Genomic DNA, 18202 nt, shown 5'->3' with positions numbered 1-18202 from the left:
GCGGTTTTTCATATCGATATTCGGCCGTCTTCGCTAAAAGCTGAACGCTTTAAGCGTGCTCCGCCTCAAACTCCTTCATGAATTTTACAAGAGCCTCCACGCCCTCGTAGGGCATCGCGTTGTAGATGGACGCGCGCATCCCGCCGACGGTGCGGTGCCCTTTGAGGTTCACCAGCCCGGCGGCGGCGGCTTCTTTTATAAATGTTTTGTCGAGCTCTTCGTTTCCGGTGACAAAGGGGACGTTCATAAGGGAGCGCGACGCGGGCTCCACCGTGCCGCGGAAGAGCGAGCTGCAGTCGAGATAATCGTAGAGCAGCCCGGCTTTTTTTTCGTTTCTTTCCCGCATGGCCGCAAGGCCGCCGTTTTTCTTAAGCCATTCGAAGACGAGGCCGCATATATAGACGGCCCAGCAGTTCGGCGTGTTATAGAGCGACTTCGCGTCGGCCTGCGTTTTCCAAGAGAGCATCACTGGCGTATTCGGCCAGATGTCTTCCCTTATCAGATCCTCGCGTATCACCGCCACCACAAGGCCGGCCGGGCCGGCGTTTTTCTGCACGCCGGCGTAGAGCACGCCGTACTTTTCCACGTCGACCGGCTCGGAGAGGAACATCGAGGATACGTCGGCGGCCAGCGGGCGCCCCTTCGTCTTCGGCAACTGAGGATACCTCGTCCCGTATATCGTATTGTTCTGGCAGATGTAGACGTAGTCGGCGTCTTTGTCGACCGGCAGGTCGGAGCAGTCGGGGATGTAGGAGAAGATCTTATCCGCCGACGAGGCTATCCTGTTCACCTTTGTATATTTCTCGGCCTCGGCCGCGGCCTTTTTCGCCCACTGTCCGGTGACGATGTAATCGGCCGTCCCGTTCCGAGTAAGGTTCATCGGAATGGCGGCGAACTGCTGGCTCGCGCCGCCCTGCAGGAAAAGGACTTTGTAGCTCGCCGGGATGCTCATAAGCTCGCGCAGCGTCGCTTCGGCGCCCTCGATGATATTTTCAAATTCTTTTGAACGGTGGCTCATCTCCATGACGCTCATGCCCGTCCCGCGATAATCCAGCATCTCCGCGGCCGCCTGCCGAAGCACTTCTTCCGGGAGCGCCGCCGGCCCCGCGCTGAAATTATATACTCTGCTCATATGCTAACGCCTCGCTTTATTCAGCCAAGTTAAATTTTTCAATAAAGGCTATTATAGCATTGTCGCCCTTCCTTTCGCATTTTCTATTTACGATTTCAGCTATTTTACCGGTTATCATATATATGGGCGGATATCCGCGCGTTTCTCCCGCGACCGGCGGCGGCGTCTTGTCTTTTCTCCCGCGTCGTCGCTATAATAAATCATCGCTCCGCGCGGCCGGCGGCGCGCGCGGCAGATCGAAAGGGCGGGGATTTTTATGCGCACTGTTATAAAAGGCGGTTTCGTCGTCGACCCGAAAAACGGCGTCAATTCAAAGCAAAATATCATTATAGAGGACGGCAGAGTCGCGGCGTTGACGCCGCTTGAGCCCGGCGGAGCGGACGCCGTGGTCGACGCGACGGGAAAGGTCGTCTCGCCGGGCTTCATCGATATACACATGCACGAGGATCCGATCGACGAGGCAAGCGGCGATATCCGCGTGTGCATATTCGACTGCATGCTGCGGATGGGGGTGACGACGGTCGTCGCCGGCAACTGCGGGCAGAACGTCTGCGAGCCGGCGGATTATCTGGACGCCGTAGACCGCGCCGGCGCACCGGTCAACGTCGCGATGCTGGCGGGGCACACGATGCTGCGCAACATCGCGGGCGCCCGCGACAAATACGCGCGCATCAGCGCGGAACAGCTGGAGGCTCTTTGCAAAAAGACCGAGGAGCAGCTCGACCGCGGCTGCGCCGGGATATCCTACGGGCTGCGCTACGTGCCCGGCACCGGCAAAGAGGAATTGCACGGCACCGCGCGGCTCTGCCGCAAAGGCGGCAAGATGATCGCGGCGCACATACGCGACGACGCGGAGGGCGTCTTCGCCGCGGCCGACGAGCTGATAGAGGCGGGAAGGAAGTTCGGCCTCAACACACAGATATCGCATATCGGCAGCATGGCGGGCTTCGGCCAGATGGAGCGCTTCCTGCAAAAGGTCGACGCCGAAAGGGCGAACGGCCTCCGCCTCCACTGCGACTGCTACCCCTACTACGCGTTCAGCACGCGCATCGGCGAGACGACTTACGACGAGGGCTTCCTCGAACGCTACCGCGCCGATTATAGCGTCGTCGAGCTCTGCGAGGGCAAGTACAGAGGGCGGAGCTGCACGAAGGAGATTTTCGACGAGCTGCGCCGCGACGCGCCCCTGACGTTGACGGTGTGCCGCGTGATGCTGCCGGAGGAGATCGACATGGCAGTCGTGCAGCCGGGCGTCATGATCGCAAGCGACGGGCTGCTCAGCTCCGGGCAGGGGCACCCGCGAGCGGCCGGCTGTTTTCCACGCTTTCTCGGCAAATACGCTGGGAGTCGCATGCCGATTTACGACGCCGTCGCCAAGATAACGGCGCTGCCGGCGGAAAAAGCCGGGCTGTGCGGCAAGGGCGGCATCGGCGCTGGAGCGGACGCCGACATCGTGATATTCGACCCCACCAAGGTGCGCGACAATTCGACGTTCGAAGCCCCGACTACGCCGCCCTCCGGCATCAGCTGCGTCATGATAGGCGGCAAAGTCGCGTTCGCGGACGGCAAAATTGTCAACGATAAGCTCGGCCGCTCGCTGCGCCTGTGACAAACGACGAACGCGGCAAACGCGCCTGAGCTTGACAGCGACGGAGGCGTTGACCTAAAATAAATGCCAACAGGCGGAATTGTCCGCCGGGTAAAATTTAACATGACTGCCTTTTCCGCTGACACGCCGTTCCGGCGCGTGGGTATAAGCTGAGAGATCCAGCCAGACAAAACGCCTCGGGGCGTAATGTCTGGCTTTGTTTTTTAAGCGCCGTGGGAGGGCGACTAAGGGGAGGGATGTTCACGGGCCTAATTTTTTGTTCGCGACCGATATTACGTCGCGGCAGGGAGACCTTACGCCACGCCGCGGGCGGAAAAAGAAAAAAGATTTCAATGCGCCTGCGCGTCAGGCGCGAAAGGAGAAGGTTTGCAATGCAGTACGGCTTTTGGTCAGTGATACCGCCGATACTCACGATAGTTCTGGCGCTAGTCACGAAAAACGTTTTCATATCGCTATTCATCGGCGTGTTCCTCGGCTCGGCGATCCTCGCCGACTGGAACGTCGTCGCCGCCCTCAACGACACTCTCAACGGCTTCGTCAAGACGATGGGTTCGAGCGGCAACACGATAGTCATCGCCTCGATGCTGCTGATCGGCGCGCTGATTCACCTCATCGAAAAGTCCGGCGGCATTGACGGCTTCGTCGAGATGATGGTCGAAAAGAGGGGCGTCATCAAGTCGAAGCGCGCGGCCAACATCTTCACCTGGCTGCTCGGCGTGCTCATCTTCACCTCCGGCTCGCTCAGCTGCATGGTCACGGGCTCCGTCGCGCGCCCGGTCAACGACGCGCTGAAGGTCCCGCACGAGAAGGCCGCCTTTATCGTCCACGCGACGTCGACGCCCGTCTGCGTGCTGATCCCGCTTTCCGGCTGGCTCGCGGCGATGATCGGCTACCTCACGTCGGGCGGGGTCGCCGAAGAGGAGGCGATAGGCGTGCTGATACAGTCGATAGCGCTGAACTTCTACTGTCTGCTCGCGGTATTGGGCGTCCTCGTAGTCGCGCTCCTCCAGAAGGATTTCGGCCCGATGAAGGCCGCCGAAGAGCGCGCGCTGAAGAGCGGAGAGCTCGACGAGCCGGGGCGCCGCGGGGGCGAAGAAGCGCAGGCGCGCAACGCGCGCATCTCCAAGGCCCGGCCGCGCGCGACTAACCTCTTCCTGCCGATCGGCGCGCTGCTCGCGACCGTCATCGCGACGCTGTACGTGACGGGCGGCGGCTCGATACTCAAGGGGAGCGGCATGAACTCGCTGCTCTGGGGCTGCTTCGTTTCGCTATTCGTAATGGGAGTACTCTGCGTCGCCGAAAAGCTCTACACGCTGAACGGCGTCATCGACGAGATGTTCGCCGGAGCGGCCGGAATGCTGCCGATAGCCTTCATACTGCTCTTCGGCTTCACGATGGGCACGACGGTCAAGGCGCTCGACACCGGCAACTACCTTTCGTCGATATTCCTCGGACATCTGAGCCCGGCGCTGCTGCCGACGCTCGTCTTCATCGTCTCCTGCCTCATATCCTTCGCGACGGGCACGTCGATGGGGACCATGGCGATCATGTCCGTCATAGCGCTGCCGATGGCGCTGAACCTCGGCGTCAGCGTGCCGCTGACGGCCGGCGCGCTTTTCGGCGGTAGCATCTTCGGCGACCACACCTCGCCGATCTCCGACACGACGATCATGTCCTGCTCGACTACCGGCTGCGACATCATCGACCATATAAAGACGCAGTCCCCGTACTGCGCCCTCTTCGCGGCGGCGTCGATAATCCTCTACGCGGCGGCGGGCTTCATCCTCTAAAGGCAAGCTATCAAAAAAGACGGAATGACAAGCCCCGATCCCCTTGCCTTCCGTCTTTGTATCAACGGCGTGCGGGTCGCGGCGTTGCTTTTGCAGGCGCTGCGGCCCGCACGCTTTGCGAATAACTTTCCCTTCTCTATCACATTATGCCACCAAGAAGCGTATCGGGAAGCCAGAGAGCGAGCGCAGGTATATAAGTGACCGCCATCAGCGTCGGCAGCCAGGCGAAGACAAGAAGCTTCAACGTTGTGGGCAGCATCTCCGCCACTTCCACCTTCATCACGTTCGAACCAAAGTAGAGGCTCGGCGCGGTCGGCGGAGTGAGAACGCCTATCCCTATATTTACGCCCATTATCGCCGCAAAATGGACCGGATGTACGCCAAATTCCTCAAGTATGGGGATAAAGATAGGCGCACAGAGAAGTATCGCGCTCGTATCGTCCATTATCATGCCGATTATCAGGAGAATCACATTCGTACAGAGCAGAATCACATACTTGTTGTCCGAGAAGTTTTTGAGATGCTCCGTGATCATTGCAGGCAGATCTTCCATGATATATATGCGGCTCAATATCATTATGCAGAATATCATCACCATAATGACTCCCGTGCTGGCGGCCGTTTCAACCAGAGTATCGTAAAGGTTTCTCAGCGTCAGCTTTTTGTATACGAAGAATCCCACAGGTATCGTATACAATACCGCTACGGCGGCCGCCTCCGTCGGCGTGAAGAAACCGCCGTATATGCCGCCAAGAACGATGAACGGCATCATCAACGCCGGGATGGCGGATCCGGTCCTCTTTCTTGCAAGCGTAAGGAGTTCCGGAAGAGGTATCTTTTCATTGACTTTGATATTCGGGTTGTTCCTGAGAATAAAGTAGCTGCAGAGCGAAAGCATGAAAACCAGCATGAGCCCCGGGCCGACCGTCGCAAGGAAGCAGGCCAGCAACGACTGACGTCCGGCCCATGAATAGAGCACCATGTGGGCGCTCGGCGGTATAAGCAGGCCTAAGGGGCACGCGCATGAGACAAGCGCCGCGGTAAAGCCTCTGTCATACCCGGCCTCAGCGCAGCGCGGCTTCATGATCGTACCTATGCACGAAAGCGTCGCGAGGCTGCTGCCCGCTATCGATCCAAACGCCGCGCTGGCTACGACCGCGACGACCGCCAGCCCGCATTTCGCCCTTCCCACAAAAATAGAGACGAATTCCACCAGGCTCTTGCCTATGCCGCTTTGATTCATCAGCAATCCTACAGCGATGAAAAGGGGGACGCAGAGGAGGACGATCGAATTGACGACGCTGTAGCCATAGGTCAGCATGAAGCTTGTCTTATATCCCAGCGTCCCTACAAGGAAGAAGGCGGCCGCCAAAAACGCGTACTGGATATACGTTCCGAGAAGCAGGCCGCCGATTATTATCAATATGGCTATACCGATCAACGCTAACGAGGACATCTTTAATCCCTTCCCTTAAACAGCACGACCAGATCGTTGTAATCCCTGATCATGTACATCGTCAGATAAAACGCCATAAGGACGAACGATATAAAAATAGATATCTGCGGGACAAAAAAGGGGATTTCCCACAGCGGGGTGATAGTCCAGGCTCGAAAATTCGACGCCACAAGGTTATATGAAAGGACCACCATGGCGTAGTTTACCGCTGTCTGCACTATGTCGGCCAGCAGCCTCATAACCGCGCCGCCCTTTTTACTTATAAAATTTTTAAGTATGTCGGCTTTTATGTGCTCCTCCCTGCGCATGGCAAAGGCGGCGCCGATGAAGTACATCCAAAACGAATCCGCGAGCACTATCTCGTTGTATCCGTAAAAGTCCTGATGGAGGACATATCTCATCCCGACGACGATGGCAAGTATCGTCAGCATTACCAAGGTCGTGATCACCATCACTAATGTTTCCAAGCGGGCCAGATTTTTTTCAAACTTTGAATCCATAATTTTATAGATAAATTTGACTTCCCTCATTGCTCCGTCACTTCCCTTTTCATCGCGCGGGGAGGAGGCGACCTCCTCCCCGCGCGCAACATTACGGCGTTAACCAGAATAAAGTTATTTGAAGCTCAAGCTATCCCTTATACCCCGCCGCCTTAGGGCTTCATGGCCGAGACCTGCTTGTCGAGCTTGCGCAGGAATTCCTCGCCTATAGCCTCGTAGTAATTCGGCCACACCTTTTTGCGAAGCTCTGTGTGCAGTTTATATATCTCCTCATCGCTGTAGGTGTGAATCTCTGTTCCAATCTTCTTAAAGTTCGCCATGTATTCGGCTTCTTTCTTTTCCAGGTTGGCAAGAACCTTCATCGAGCTGTCATAGAAGTTTTTGATAATAGCCTTCTGATCGTCGGCCGAGAATGAAGCCCACAGTTCATTGTTGCAGATTATCCATGTCGGCGGGCAGCAGAATTTGTTATAGTCTATATGCTTGACGATGTCCCTGCCAAGGAACCAGCATTCCTCAAGGGGGGAGGCGGCGCCGCCGTCGACCTGTCCCGTCTGCATGGCGTTCCACATCTCCGAGCTGTCCATCGTCACAGTCTGGTAACCCATAGCGGCCGCGGCGTCTCTGTAAGGAGGCATTCCGGGCACGCGCAGGCTCCTGTTCTTTTTATTGAAGCCGTTGAAATCTTTGGGGCGCTTGCCCTTCGCAAAGCTGTAGGTAGTATAGCACTCTGGGAAGCCTCCGATACTGGTGACGCCGACTTCGGTCATAACCTTATTCATAAAATCAGGCACGATGGAATTTTTGGAGAACATGATCTCGCCGTACTGTTTGTAGCCAAGCGGCGCGAAACAGGGCAGGTTAAGCAGGTCGAACCTTTTGTCGTACTTCTTTGTAGGCCACGTCGCCGCTAAATCTATAGTCCCGTTACGGCATTCGTCAATTGCGTCCTCATAGCTGCCGCAGAGCTGCCCGCCATAATAGATTTTGATTGCGACCCTGCCGTCGGTATCTTTCTTAATCTGATCCACGGCGGCTTGGAATCCCTGCGCCTGCTGGCTCTCTTTGACATAGGCGTTAGGGATATACATCTTTAAGGTTTTGGCCTCGGCAAACCTCGTGGGAACTAAGATTGTGAATAACGCGCAGATGACGGCTACCGCCGTAAAATTTCTTCTCATGAAAAATTCCTCCCTTTAAAACTTGATCAATACGTCCTAAAAACACTACTTCCCGTTTCCCAAAACTACGCCCGTCGTTTCACGCTCTCTTTTGAGGCTTCTCCTATTACCAGCTCCCTTCTTTAAGTAATTAAAATTTTTGCGGTATATTACCTAATCCATCTTTAATGGTCTACTCTCGGAATCGAAAATGCCCCCTTCTCGGCACATTTCTTCATATTCCGTTCCCTTCGCGGCGTCTATGGGAGGCAGAGGCCGAATATACCTGATAAATTATATACTCAATTGGCTCAACCAAAGGAACTACCAATTTTAACTTAAAATTATAAATGAAAGAACATCCCTGTCAAGATAAAAAATTTCCAATATTTCGCCGTAAAATCATTTCTTATGAGGACGATCGGGATAAATTTACCCAAAGAAGACGCCCGAGTGGGTGGGCACGCAAAAGATTTACGCGAACGACAGGTGGAGGGAGGCGCTGCCGAAGATTCCCGCGAGGCGCCTTGCCGAGCCGTCGGAGATAGCAGAGGTCATTCATTTCCTCTGCTCCGAGGAGAGCCGCTATATTTCCGGAGATGTCGTCAACATCAACGGCGGTATGCTGATGAACTGAAGCTTTCGCGCAAAAAAATTCCCCTCAGCTTAGGCTCGCGAGGAATTTTTTGCGAAATTATCAGAATAAAAGGTTCCTGACGAATATCTGCTGAAAGTCCTTGTGCGTAGCCAGCTCTATATGTTTTGCGCGCTCAAGGATTTTCGCGGCCTTCGCCGGGAAGCCTTTATCGCGGCAGCATTCTATCGCGCCGAGCCCGGAGCTGTTGCCGACGGGGATTATCTTTTCCTTCGGCACCTTGGGCAGTATGCCTATTTTCGACGCGTTTTCCACGTCGATGTAGTTGCCGAACGCACCGGCGAGGAATATCCTGTCGACCTCCTCAAGGCGCTTGCCTGCTTCCGCCAGCATTATCTCCACTCCTGTGCAGATCGCGCCCTTCGCCAGCTGCACCTCTCTGACATCCTTCTGCGTGAAGTAAACGCCGTTGTCTATGAGCCAGCGCTTGTTTTTCACATCGAGGCGGCCAGGCAGCGCTTCGGCGTCCTTTTTGAATTTGCCGTCCTGGCCGATTATACGCTCAGAAAGCAGCAACGCGACGACGTCTACGAGCCCCGAGCCGCATATGCCTATCGCCGGCGCGTTGCCGACGGTGGAAACGGTGAGCTCATTGCCGTTCAGCTTGACGTGGTCGATGGCGCCCTCGGCCGCGCACATGCCGCGCGAGATCTTCGCGCCCTCGAGCGCCGGCCCCGCGGCGGCCGAGCAGCAGAGAAGGAGGTCCTTCGAGCCGAGGACCATTTCGTTGTTCGTCCCTATGTCGATGAAGAGCGAGAGCTCCTCCGCGTCCGCGAGCCCTGTGTAGACCGTGCCGGAGACTATGTCGCCGCCGACGAAGCCGGAGATGTTCGGCATCAGGCTGACCGGCGTGCCGGGCGCGAGTTCGAGGCCGAGCCTTTCCGACGCGAGCGTGTCGAATACGCGGAACTCCGGCATGAAGGGCGCGCGCCCGATGCTGCGCACGGAGACGCCGGCGAATAGATGCTCCATCGTCGTGTTGCCGGAGATCACGGCGAGCGATATCTGCGCGCGCCGCGCACCTACGCTTTCCGTGATCTCCGCGATAAGCCCGTTTATCGCGGAAATTATTTTTTCATGAAGGAGGGCGAGACCGTCGTCGCGCTCGCTCGCGTAGCTTATGCGTGATATGACGTCCGCGCCGAATTCCCTCTGAGGGTTCATACAGGAGGCGACCGCCGCCGGCTTTTCCGAGCCGCTGCGCACGAGGTAGGCGACGACCGTCGTCGTGCCGATGTCCACCACGACGGAAAAATCCGCGCCCCGCGCCTCTTTGCCGCTTTCCGTCTCGACTCCCGCGAGTATCCGTTCCCCGCGCGAAGCGCGAGGCAGCCTCACCGTCATGCCATCCACCGCGTCGGTCAGGCAGGCGAGGCGCGCGCCGTTTTTTATATCCTCGGGGGAGAGTAATTTTTTCTCGTCTGCACACGGCGCGGCAGCGTCCTCTATCGTTACGCGGCATTTGCCGCAGAGCCCCGCGCCGCCGCATTCCATCGGCAGCGCGACGCCCTCCCTGCGCAGGACGTCGCTTACCTTCTCTCCCTTTTTGACCGCGTCGATCCTGAAAACTCCTTCCGTCACCTGTCACACCCGCTTTCCGAAACGTCAAAATAAATATGCGTCGCCGGACGGAGCTTTCTCGCGCCGCCGGCTATCTCGGCATAGGCGTCCTCGCGTCTGTATGCGATGGAAAGGCACGAGCACGCCTATACCTATTATCTCACTGTTCAGCTTCAAATCCGCATGCGCCAACATTTTTTTCTTTACCGGAAAGCTCAAAGGCGGCGGCTTTCCTCAATCCGACCGCGCTTCCATCGCAGCGGCCGGCGCCGATTTTCGGTATCTTCTTCCGTTCGTCGTTTTCAACAGCGCGCCTCCGTACGAACAAAAAATAAAATCCGCGCCTCTGAAAATTTCAAAAGCGCGGCTTTTGGCCTTTCAATAGCATTTTTCTATCCGTACTGCGGATGGCAGGATCGGCATTCGCGCGAAGCGGGCTTCGCCTCAGGTCCGCTTTTCCGGCGCGCAGCGGGGACTACAGCCTCTTGTCGATCTCCTTGCAGAGCTCTTCCGCAGAGGGAATGATATTGTCGAATACCACCTCGTTGTTGATGAGCATCGTCGGCAGCGTGGAAACGCCGAGCTTCTGCGTCCGGCGTATGCCGGCCACGCTCTTGATCAGAGACTCCCTCCATATGAGTTTGTCTCCGTATTTGTCCTGGACATTCTTCACCGCTTCCACCATGTACTGGCACGGTGCGCAACCTTCGCTGTCGAGCGTCACGATCTCGATGAAGACCCTGCCGGGGACGATATCAACGTCTTCAAGGTCCTGGCCGCTCTCGGCGCACTGCTGCAGGGCGTCCTCCAGCGAGGTGTATCCGGCGTTTTTGTCCGGCTCTTTGCCGTCGCGGACATAGTCGCCGATCGCTTCAAGGTTGTAGAAAGGCGTATCGAAGGGCAGGTCGCAGCCGGGCGAAAGGATATAGCCTTCTTTGCCGCCGGCCGCCATTCTCTCCTTGGCCTCGTTTACGCATTCCAGCGGCGAACCAAAGAGCAGCGTCGTAGTAAGGGCCAGGTTGCCTTCGACGGCGACTTTGTACTTTTCCGAGAGCTCCTTGGCGAACGGAAGGCTGACCTGTTCGTCGAACGCTATGCCGTCCGGCCGGCACTCCATCATCGGCTCGATGTTCTTCGTCGCGTTGCCGCAGCAGAAGAGGGTGATCAGCGTATTCTTGGCCCGCACGGCCTTGATGACCGGCTCGACCGCCGGCGATACGAAGCGCCTGAAATGGCGCGGCGATATCTGGCTCGTCATCGGGTCCACGACGGCTATGGCGTCCACGGCGCAGTCGTCGATGTACCATTCTGACATTTTAACGACGATCTGCGCGGCGTAGTCAAGGACTTCCTTGGCTTTGTCGGGGGCGGTGATGAGGTCCGTGATGAAGGTCTGCCCCGCGAGGTGGAGCGCCAGAGTGAACGGCCCGCACACAAGCGCGAAGACGGCCGTCTTGTCCCCTATCGCGTCGACTATCTTCTTAGTAGCCTCGAGGCACTGCGGGATTCTTCCCTTATCCTTAGTGAATTCCGGCAGGTCGGCGACGCTCTTTCCCCCTTCGAGCACGTGTCCGACGACCGCCGGCGGGTTGTTTTTCGACCATTTAAGCTCACAGCCGAGCGCCTCGGCTTCGGCCTGTAAGTCGAAGACCGAGCACACGCCGTCCGCCTTATATCTTTCGGCGGCCGCTACGACGCCCTTCACGATCGCGTCAGGGTCTTTTAAGTAGCTTTCCGCATCCATGCCGAGGAGCTTCGCGACATGGACCCCTGTGAAGGGGACCCACGGGATCCTCTCTACTTTCTGAAATTGCAGCGCCGCCCTTACAAGTTCTTTTCCTGTCGGCATATGGCCTCACTCCTTTAGTAGGAAATTATAGTTTTTATCGCCCTTCTACGTCGAAACGCCGTGCATTCATCCTATCCGGTTTTAAAATCTGCGGATAAATCCTGCAAATCAGCAATAAATAATTAAAATATTCCATCCAGAACGACATGCGCCTTCGTTTTTTAGTAGAACATGTTCTATTAAAAACCAGTCTACTATAATATCAAAATCGCGATTTATCCATAGACTTTGTCTATATATCGCGCGGATTTTTAAAGATTTTTTCGGATAATCTGGGAATTTTTATTTTACTGCATTTTGGGGGACAGAGGCTCGCGAAGGCCGGCGGCGCGCCGACGAAAAAGCCGCGCGGCTGAAAATGCCAGGGCGCGGCCGGGATGGTCCGTTTTTCCTGAAGCCACGACGCTACATCAGAAGTATGGGGCTCGATATTCTCGCGACGACTTCGGGATGCCTTTCGCTCATCATTTTGACGGATTCCATCATATGCTCCTGCAGCACGTCGCCGGCGGACTTAGAATCCCTTTCCTCTATGGCCTTTATTATCTTCGCGTGCTGCGCGATTATATGCGGCATCCATCCGCCCTCGGTGACGAGGTTCGGGTGGAGTATGAGATTATTTTTTTCGACGAGCGCGTTGACGCTTTCGTTTATCCTCGAGAGTATAGGATTATGCGCGGCCTCCGTCACGAGGTGGTGCAGCAGCGCCTCCCACTTCCCGCTCTGCTCCAGCTCCTCCGGGGTCGAATAGGGGCACGCGGCGAAGGATTCGTAGCATTCGTGCAGCTTGCGTATGTCTTCGTCGGTGCGGCGCTGCGCCGCGAGCCGCGCGGCCGGCACGGAAATTATCGTGCGCACTTCGAGCTGGTAGAGGATGAAGTCGGCCGGCAGGAGCTGTATCCCCTGAAGGGATTCGAGCACGCCGTAGCCTTCGGCGTTCTTCACGAATATCCCCTGGCGCTCGCGGACTTCGAGGATACCCTCGGAGGAGAGGGAGACGACCGCCTCGCGAAGGACGTTGCGGCTTACGCCGAGCCTCTGCGCGAGCTCGCGCTCCGACGGGAGCTTGTCCCCCTGCGCTAAGGAGTTCGTTTCTATCAGCTCCCTGAGCTTGTCGGAGACTATCTTTTTTTTGCTTTCCTTTTTCCTGTCTTGTTTAAGAATCAAACCCGCCATCCCTATTCCTCCCATTTAAATACATTCGCCTATCATACATTTGTACGTGCGACGCGCCGGCTTGCGCAGAAAAAGGCCGCCTTGGAGGCGGCCTGCCACTGTAAACTTTTAATTTTCCTGCTGCCCTTTGGATTCCTCCTGCACGAGCTTCTCCTCCCGCCGATACTCCTCGTCGTCCGGGTATTCCCGCGCTTTCTCTTCCTCCGGGAATTTGGCGTCCGGCTTCACCGCGAGTATCTTGTTCTTTATATGGAGCATACGGCGGTCGTCCGGCGGGTGCGAGTTGAAGCCGCTCGGCTCGGTCTTGTTCACCTTCGAGAGGCGCGCGATAGCGTTATACATACCCATCGGGTCCTCGCCGTTCTTCACGGCGAGATCGACCGAATAGTCGTCGGCCTCGATCTCCTGCTCTCGGCTCCATCCTGAGTATGCCAGGTTGGCTCCGACGTTCGCCGCCGTGCCCGCAAGCCCTCCGCCAAAAAACTGGCCGAAGAGGGCGGCCGCCAGCGAAAGGCCGGTCATGCGCGTCCTGGTTTTGGCTACGTGGTTCAGCTTGACGTGTCCGGCCTCGTGCGCGAAGACCGCGTAAAGCTCCGAATCATCCTCAAGCAGCTTGAGCAGCCCCGTGGTCACGGTGACGGATTCGCCGTTCGTCACCCACGCGTTCGGCGAATCTTCGTTTTTTACGTAAAAGGGCAGAGAGGTCAGTTCGGTCGGTCGCGCGACTTTTTTCCATATCCTCGCGGCGTCCGCCTGGGAAATGGCGGCGAGCGCCGGCAGCGGCGCCGAAAGGAGGGCGGCCGCGAGGGCCGCCGCGATGATTTTTTTAACGTACATAGGCATTCCCCCTGCGTCAATAGGATATCGACAAAACAATTATACCAATCAGCGCGGCAAATACAAAGGAGAACGGTGGCGCAGCGAAGTTATTGTGGCGTCGTTTTCCTTCGGCAGCAGCAACGCCGCCGCGAGGGTCAGATACTCCGGCATTTTGCCCTCCTTTATCCAGCTGATCTCGAGTCCGAGATATTTTTTCAGTGCGATCGAAACATCGGCGCCGAGTGATTCTATCGAATGGCGCGCCATCTGGGGGTTTCGGCACGGCTTTCCCTCCGTCCGCGCACACTTTTCGCAAAGGTCGCAGGAGCCCGCGGAGCAGGAAACTCCGCCCCTTATCCTCTTTTCTTCGTCAAGCAGCTCCAGAAGCAGCTTTCTCTTTTCCGCGCCGATAATCTTGAGCGCGCGCTCTTCGGCGCTCGCGGCGCTTTCCCCCTCCGGCTTTATACGAACGACGGCAAGGCGAATCTTGCCGCAGTAGCTCCATATCGTCATAGGGTCGAAATCGAAAGGCGGGCACATCCAGTTGTTGCCGTAGTTCGGACATTCGCGGCAGAAGCCGAGGAACTTCGGGACGTCGACGCACGACGCGGTAAAATCGCCGGCGTCGCAGAGAGCTGAAAATCTTTCGACCGAATATTTTTCCAACAAGACCGCCTCCTCTTTCTTCTCTACCGCACAATTATATAGTAAAAGAGGGCTACGGAGGCCTCAGGCTTTCTTAAAAATTTATATTTCCCGTTTGTAAAACCGTCTCCTCAGGCACACTTTTATTGTTATCAGACTAAGAAAGGAGGTGAAGGAAATGGCTAACGTAAGGCATCTTTCCACATCGCTGCGCTTCACGCTCACCCTCGGGGGCGCCGACGGCGAAAGCGTGACGAAGAGCGTTTCCGTCGCTAAGATCGGCGCGGGAGCCGGGGCCGACGCGCTCGGAGCTCTCGCGGCGTCGCTCGGCGGGCTCTTCGAATACCCCGTCGTCTCCGTGAAGAAGTACGACACCGGCGTTCTCGAAAGCGAGTAACGCCGAAGCGGTACTTTTGAGCGAAAGGAGGTGAAGATAAATGAAGACGCTTAAGATGACATTCACGACCGAGGCGGGCAAGAGCTTCGCGCTCAGCCTGAACTACGCCGACCCGACGCTTCTCGGCGAGGGAGGCGCGGCCAGGGTCAAAAGCGCCGCCGATCTGATACTCGCGCAGCAGCCCTTCGACGTGACGCTCGTCTCCTGCGACTCCGCCGTGCTCATCGACCGCAGCGAGAGCGCGATCGACATAGCCGCGGCGGGCGTGTAACGCGGCGCGGGAAGGGGGCCTCCCCTTCCCGCCTTTGAAAAAACCGTGGAGAATTTCCAATCGCCGCTTGAAAAGCCCGGCACGTTTTGATAACATATAGTAACTTCATAAAACAAAAAGATTACAAAGTATGTCGATTACACGATGAAAATTCCCCTACTATCCCCGAACGTTCAAAAAAACAACGAAAGGAGGGACGTTTGATGGACGAGCTGATAGGCAGCATCGTACAGACCGGGTTTTCGATAGCCGTCGCCTCATTTCTGCTGATCAGGATGGAGAAGCGGCTCGAAGAGCTGACGAAAGCCGTGATAAGCCTCGGCTCGGTTATCGAAAAGCTGTCCCAGAAGTAACAAAGCGATCTCAGCGGCGCTGCGGCATGCGCGCAGCGCCCCCCGCGCCGTATGGCGGCCGACTCCCCCAAAAATTTCAAAAAAACAAGCAGGCACCCCGCAAAGGAGGGTCACTAACATGCGTCTGAACGACTTTCAGATATCCCCTAATTTTAATCTGCGCGAATTCCAATGCCCCTGCTGTCACGCGGTCATCGTGCACAGGCGGCTCGTCGTCGCGCTTCAGAAGCTGCGCGACAGCCTTTCGCGCCCGATAATAATAACGAGCGGCTACCGCTGCGCGCCGCACAACAAAGCCGTCGGCGGCGTGAAAGGCAGCCTGCATATGCGCGGCCTCGCCGCCGACGTAGCGGCCGCGCCAGAATTTCAGGAGACGCTGCGCGCTAAGGCCGCAGAATCCGGCTTCAGCAGGACGATCGCCTACCCCGCGCGCTCCTTCGTACATATGGAGGTCTCGGATGGCTGACTTCCGCACGATGGAGGATATAGCGGAAAAATTTACGCCGCTCGTGCTCTCCGTCGCGAAGCGCTATCAGGGGCGCGGGGCGGATTTCGAGGATCTCGTCCAGGAGGGCTATCTCGCGCTGATAATCCTCGCCGGCAAGTGCCGCGATATGAAATGGCTGCCGCTCTTCCTCAAGAAGCGCCTGCCCGCCGCTGTGCGCGACGCTGCGTCGAGGATGAGGCGCTTCCGCGCCGACGGAGAGGAGCTGCTGCTTGAAGAAATAGAGGAAACGCAGGGCGCGGAGGATGAAAAATACGGCGAGGCCGAGCTTCGCGAAATGCTCTTCCGCGCGCTGTCGCAGGAAGAGCTCGACATGACGCAGGCATTGATGGAGGGCTTCACGCAGAAGGAGATCGCCGAGACGCTCGGCATAAGCCAGCAGGCCGTCGCCGCAAGGCTGAAAAAGATTCGCCACAAGCTTAAGGAACTGATAGACGCGGCCTCCTAATAAAAAAAGAGCTTCGCCCACAGAAACAGGCGGAGCTTTTTTTGATATTCTTTCTCCGGATGCGGCTATTTCGCACGCATCTTCTCCACAAAGCGCGCGAGGCGCGACATAGCCTCTTTCAGCGCTTCTATCGAATAGGCGTAGGAAATCCTTACGTGCCCGTCTCCGCAGGCCCCGAACGCCGAACCAGGGACTACAGCTACGTTTTCCGCCTTAAGCAGAGCCTCGCAGAATTCTTCCGAGCTCATGCCGAATTCCGATATGTCGGGAAAGGCGTAGAAGGCGCCGTAAGGTTCGAAGCAGGGCAGCTTCATCTCGCGGAAGCGCTCCATCAGGAAGCGCCGCCTCTGATTGTAGGACTCCGCCATCACCGCTATGTCTTTATCCCCGTTCCTAAGCGCCGATACTGCCGCGTACTGGCTCATCGTCGGTGCCGACATTATGCCGAACTGATGCACCTTAAGCATATATTTTATTATTTCCGCCGGCGCACAGGCGAAACCCAGACGCCAGCCGGTCATCGCGTAGGATTTCGAAAATCCGTTTATCACTACCGTGCGCTCGCGCATGCCGGGCAGCGACGCTATGCTGACGTGGCGCTCTTTGTACGACAGCTCGCTGTAGATTTCGTCGGATATCACTAAAAGGTCGTGTTTCAGGATCACCGGCGCAAGTTTTTCGAGGTCTTCGCGTTCCATTATCGCGCCCGTCGGGTTGTTGGGGTAGGATATCAGCAGCGCTTTCGTCTTCGGCGTGACCGCCGCTTCCAGAAGCTCCGGCGTGAGGCGGAATTCCGTCTCAGACGAGAGCGCTATCGGCACGGGGACGCCGTCGGAGAGCAGTATGCAGGGCTCGTAGGAGACGAAGCAGGGCTCTGGGTAGGCTACCTCGTCGCCGGGGTCCAGCGTCGCGCGCAGGGCTATGTCTATCGCCTCGCTGCCTCCGACCGTCACCACTATTTCTTTTTCCGGGTCGTAGGTCAGGCCGTATTTACGGCGCATGAAGGCCGCTATCTCGGCGCGCAGCTCGATGAGCCCGGAGTTGGAGGTGTAGAAGGTGCGCCCCTTGTGCAGCGAGTAGATGCCCTCTTCGCGTATGTGCCACGGCGTGTCGAAGTCGGGCTCGCCCACGCCGAGCGATATGACGTCCGGTATCTCGCTCGCTATGTCGAAGAGGCGGCGGATACCCGACGGCTTTATCTTTTTTATTTTGCCGCAGATGAAGTCTCTCATGGAGTGACGACCATCCTCATGTCTTTTTTGGGAGCCGCTAACTGCATGCCGTGATCTTTGTAGCGCGCGAGGACGATGTGCGTCGCCGTGCTCTGCACCTCCTCGATCACCGCGAGGCGGGAGGAAACGAAGTTAGCTATCTCCTTCATCGTGGCCTTTTTCAGTATCACCGTGAAGTCGTAGCCGCCGGACATAAGGTATAGCGATTCTACCTCCGGGTACTGGTATATTTTTTCGGCTATGCGCTCGAAGCCGTCGCCCCGCTGCGGCGTGACCTTCAGCTCTACCAGCGCGGATATCTTTTCGTCGTCCGTCTTGTCCCAGTCGACGAGCGCGTGATAGCCGCAGATGACGCGCTCCCGCTCCATCGCCTCTATTTCATTTTTTACCTCTTCTTCTTCCATGCCGAGCATCGCGGCTATATCCTTCGCCGTGTATCTCGCGTTCGCCTCGAGCAGGCGCAGTATCTCTTCCCTTGTCTTGCCTTCCATCTGCCATCCTCCGAACAAAATATCTGGGCCGGCGCTAATTATCCCCAGCCGCCGACTGTGAAATATAACAGATTATTCTGGGGCTTTTCGCCGCGTTAGTCAAGCAAAAAATCATATTCCACGCATTCCGTCCTTCGCGGCGGCGCTAAAACAG

At 56.9% G+C, this 18202-nt stretch carries 19 protein-coding genes; 8 read left to right on the top strand and 11 right to left on the bottom strand.

Going from position 1 to position 18202, the window contains the following annotated elements; genetic code table 11:
- Positions 1-49 precede the first annotated feature (49 nt).
- Complete coding sequence (gene serC / locus EH55_RS03775) at positions 50-1132, bottom strand: 3-phosphoserine/phosphohydroxythreonine transaminase (protein ID WP_037974915.1); 1083 nt, start codon at positions 1130-1132, stop codon at positions 50-52.
- A 256-nt stretch (positions 1133-1388) separates the two neighbouring features.
- Between serC and EH55_RS03770 the strand changes: the two genes are divergently transcribed.
- On the top strand, positions 1389-2741 hold the full coding sequence (locus EH55_RS03770) for an amidohydrolase family protein (RefSeq protein ID WP_037974914.1): 1353 nt from the start codon (positions 1389-1391) through the stop codon (positions 2739-2741).
- A 371-nt stretch (positions 2742-3112) separates the two neighbouring features.
- Positions 3113-4531 carry a Na+/H+ antiporter NhaC family protein gene (locus EH55_RS03765; RefSeq protein ID WP_037974950.1) on the top strand — a complete coding sequence of 473 codons (1419 nt, stop codon included), beginning with the start codon at positions 3113-3115 and terminating at the stop codon, positions 4529-4531.
- A gap of 139 nt (positions 4532-4670) precedes the next feature.
- Here EH55_RS03765 and EH55_RS03760 read toward each other — a convergent pair whose 3' ends face one another.
- From EH55_RS03760 to dctP, 3 genes are all read right to left on the bottom strand, one after another.
- Positions 4671-5987, bottom strand: coding sequence for a TRAP transporter large permease (locus EH55_RS03760; protein ID WP_051682624.1), 1317 nt, complete (start codon positions 5985-5987; stop codon positions 4671-4673).
- A 2-nt stretch (positions 5988-5989) separates the two neighbouring features.
- Positions 5990-6517 carry a TRAP transporter small permease gene (locus EH55_RS13350; RefSeq protein WP_051682623.1) on the bottom strand — a complete coding sequence of 176 codons (528 nt, stop codon included), beginning with the start codon at positions 6515-6517 and terminating at the stop codon, positions 5990-5992.
- A gap of 122 nt (positions 6518-6639) precedes the next feature.
- Positions 6640-7668: a TRAP transporter substrate-binding protein DctP gene (dctP, locus tag EH55_RS03750; RefSeq protein ID WP_037974912.1), complete on the bottom strand. Its 1029-nt coding sequence runs from the start codon at positions 7666-7668 to the stop codon at positions 6640-6642.
- Between the two features lie 436 nt (positions 7669-8104).
- On the opposite strand from dctP, the gene EH55_RS03745 reads away from it, so the two are divergent.
- A complete protein-coding gene (locus tag EH55_RS03745; RefSeq protein WP_037974909.1) occupies positions 8105-8284 on the top strand; it encodes an SDR family oxidoreductase in 180 nt (59 codons plus the stop codon).
- Between the two features lie 60 nt (positions 8285-8344).
- Here the strand turns inward: EH55_RS03745 and EH55_RS03740 are convergent, their stop codons facing one another.
- The 5 genes from EH55_RS03740 to EH55_RS03715 form a co-directional block, all read right to left on the bottom strand.
- Complete coding sequence (locus EH55_RS03740; RefSeq protein WP_051682622.1) at positions 8345-9883, bottom strand: ASKHA domain-containing protein; 1539 nt, start codon at positions 9881-9883, stop codon at positions 8345-8347.
- Between the two features lie 454 nt (positions 9884-10337).
- Positions 10338-11711 carry a uroporphyrinogen decarboxylase family protein gene (locus EH55_RS03730; RefSeq protein WP_037974905.1) on the bottom strand — a complete coding sequence of 458 codons (1374 nt, stop codon included), beginning with the start codon at positions 11709-11711 and terminating at the stop codon, positions 10338-10340.
- A gap of 405 nt (positions 11712-12116) precedes the next feature.
- Positions 12117-12887, bottom strand: a complete 771-nt coding sequence (locus EH55_RS13345) for a FadR/GntR family transcriptional regulator (protein ID WP_051682621.1) — start codon at positions 12885-12887, stop codon at positions 12117-12119.
- A 108-nt stretch (positions 12888-12995) separates the two neighbouring features.
- Complete coding sequence (locus EH55_RS03720; protein WP_051682620.1) at positions 12996-13724, bottom strand: M48 family metallopeptidase; 729 nt, start codon at positions 13722-13724, stop codon at positions 12996-12998.
- A 48-nt stretch (positions 13725-13772) separates the two neighbouring features.
- On the bottom strand, positions 13773-14372 hold the full coding sequence (locus EH55_RS03715) for a DUF2284 domain-containing protein (RefSeq protein ID WP_051682619.1): 600 nt from the start codon (positions 14370-14372) through the stop codon (positions 13773-13775).
- 157 nt (positions 14373-14529) lie between these two features.
- Between EH55_RS03715 and EH55_RS03710 the strand changes: the two genes are divergently transcribed.
- The 5 genes from EH55_RS03710 to EH55_RS03695 all read left to right on the top strand — a co-directional run bounded on the left by EH55_RS03710 (position 14530) and on the right by EH55_RS03695 (position 16325).
- Positions 14530-14748, top strand: coding sequence for a DUF1659 domain-containing protein (locus tag EH55_RS03710; RefSeq protein WP_037974902.1), 219 nt, complete (start codon positions 14530-14532; stop codon positions 14746-14748).
- A gap of 40 nt (positions 14749-14788) precedes the next feature.
- The gene (locus tag EH55_RS03705; RefSeq protein WP_037974900.1) at positions 14789-15019 is read left to right on the top strand and encodes a DUF2922 domain-containing protein; all 231 of its coding nucleotides are present in this window, start codon (positions 14789-14791) and stop codon (positions 15017-15019) included.
- Positions 15020-15222: 203 nt separating this feature from the next.
- A complete protein-coding gene (locus EH55_RS13790; protein ID WP_070110070.1) occupies positions 15223-15372 on the top strand; it encodes a YvrJ family protein in 150 nt (49 codons plus the stop codon).
- Between the two features lie 118 nt (positions 15373-15490).
- Positions 15491-15838 (top strand): YcbK family protein, encoded by a 348-nt coding sequence (locus EH55_RS03700; RefSeq protein ID WP_037974898.1) that lies wholly within the window; start codon positions 15491-15493, stop codon positions 15836-15838.
- Positions 15831-16325 carry a sigma-70 family RNA polymerase sigma factor gene (locus EH55_RS03695; RefSeq protein ID WP_037974896.1) on the top strand — a complete coding sequence of 165 codons (495 nt, stop codon included), beginning with the start codon at positions 15831-15833 and terminating at the stop codon, positions 16323-16325. The genes EH55_RS03700 and EH55_RS03695 overlap by 8 nt, the downstream gene beginning before the upstream one ends.
- A gap of 65 nt (positions 16326-16390) precedes the next feature.
- Here EH55_RS03695 and EH55_RS03690 read toward each other — a convergent pair whose 3' ends face one another.
- Together EH55_RS03690 and EH55_RS03685 are read right to left on the bottom strand one after the other, a co-directional pair.
- Positions 16391-17557: an aminotransferase class I/II-fold pyridoxal phosphate-dependent enzyme gene (locus EH55_RS03690; protein WP_037974894.1), complete on the bottom strand. Its 1167-nt coding sequence runs from the start codon at positions 17555-17557 to the stop codon at positions 16391-16393.
- Positions 17554-18048, bottom strand: coding sequence for an Lrp/AsnC family transcriptional regulator (locus tag EH55_RS03685; RefSeq protein ID WP_037974891.1), 495 nt, complete (start codon positions 18046-18048; stop codon positions 17554-17556). The genes EH55_RS03690 and EH55_RS03685 overlap by 4 nt, the downstream gene beginning before the upstream one ends.
- Positions 18049-18202: the final 154 nt, after the last annotated feature.

Source organism: Synergistes jonesii (assembly GCF_000712295.1).
GTDB lineage: Bacteria > Synergistota > Synergistia > Synergistales > Synergistaceae > Synergistes > Synergistes jonesii.
This window is presented reverse-complemented; position numbering and strand designations above follow the sequence as displayed.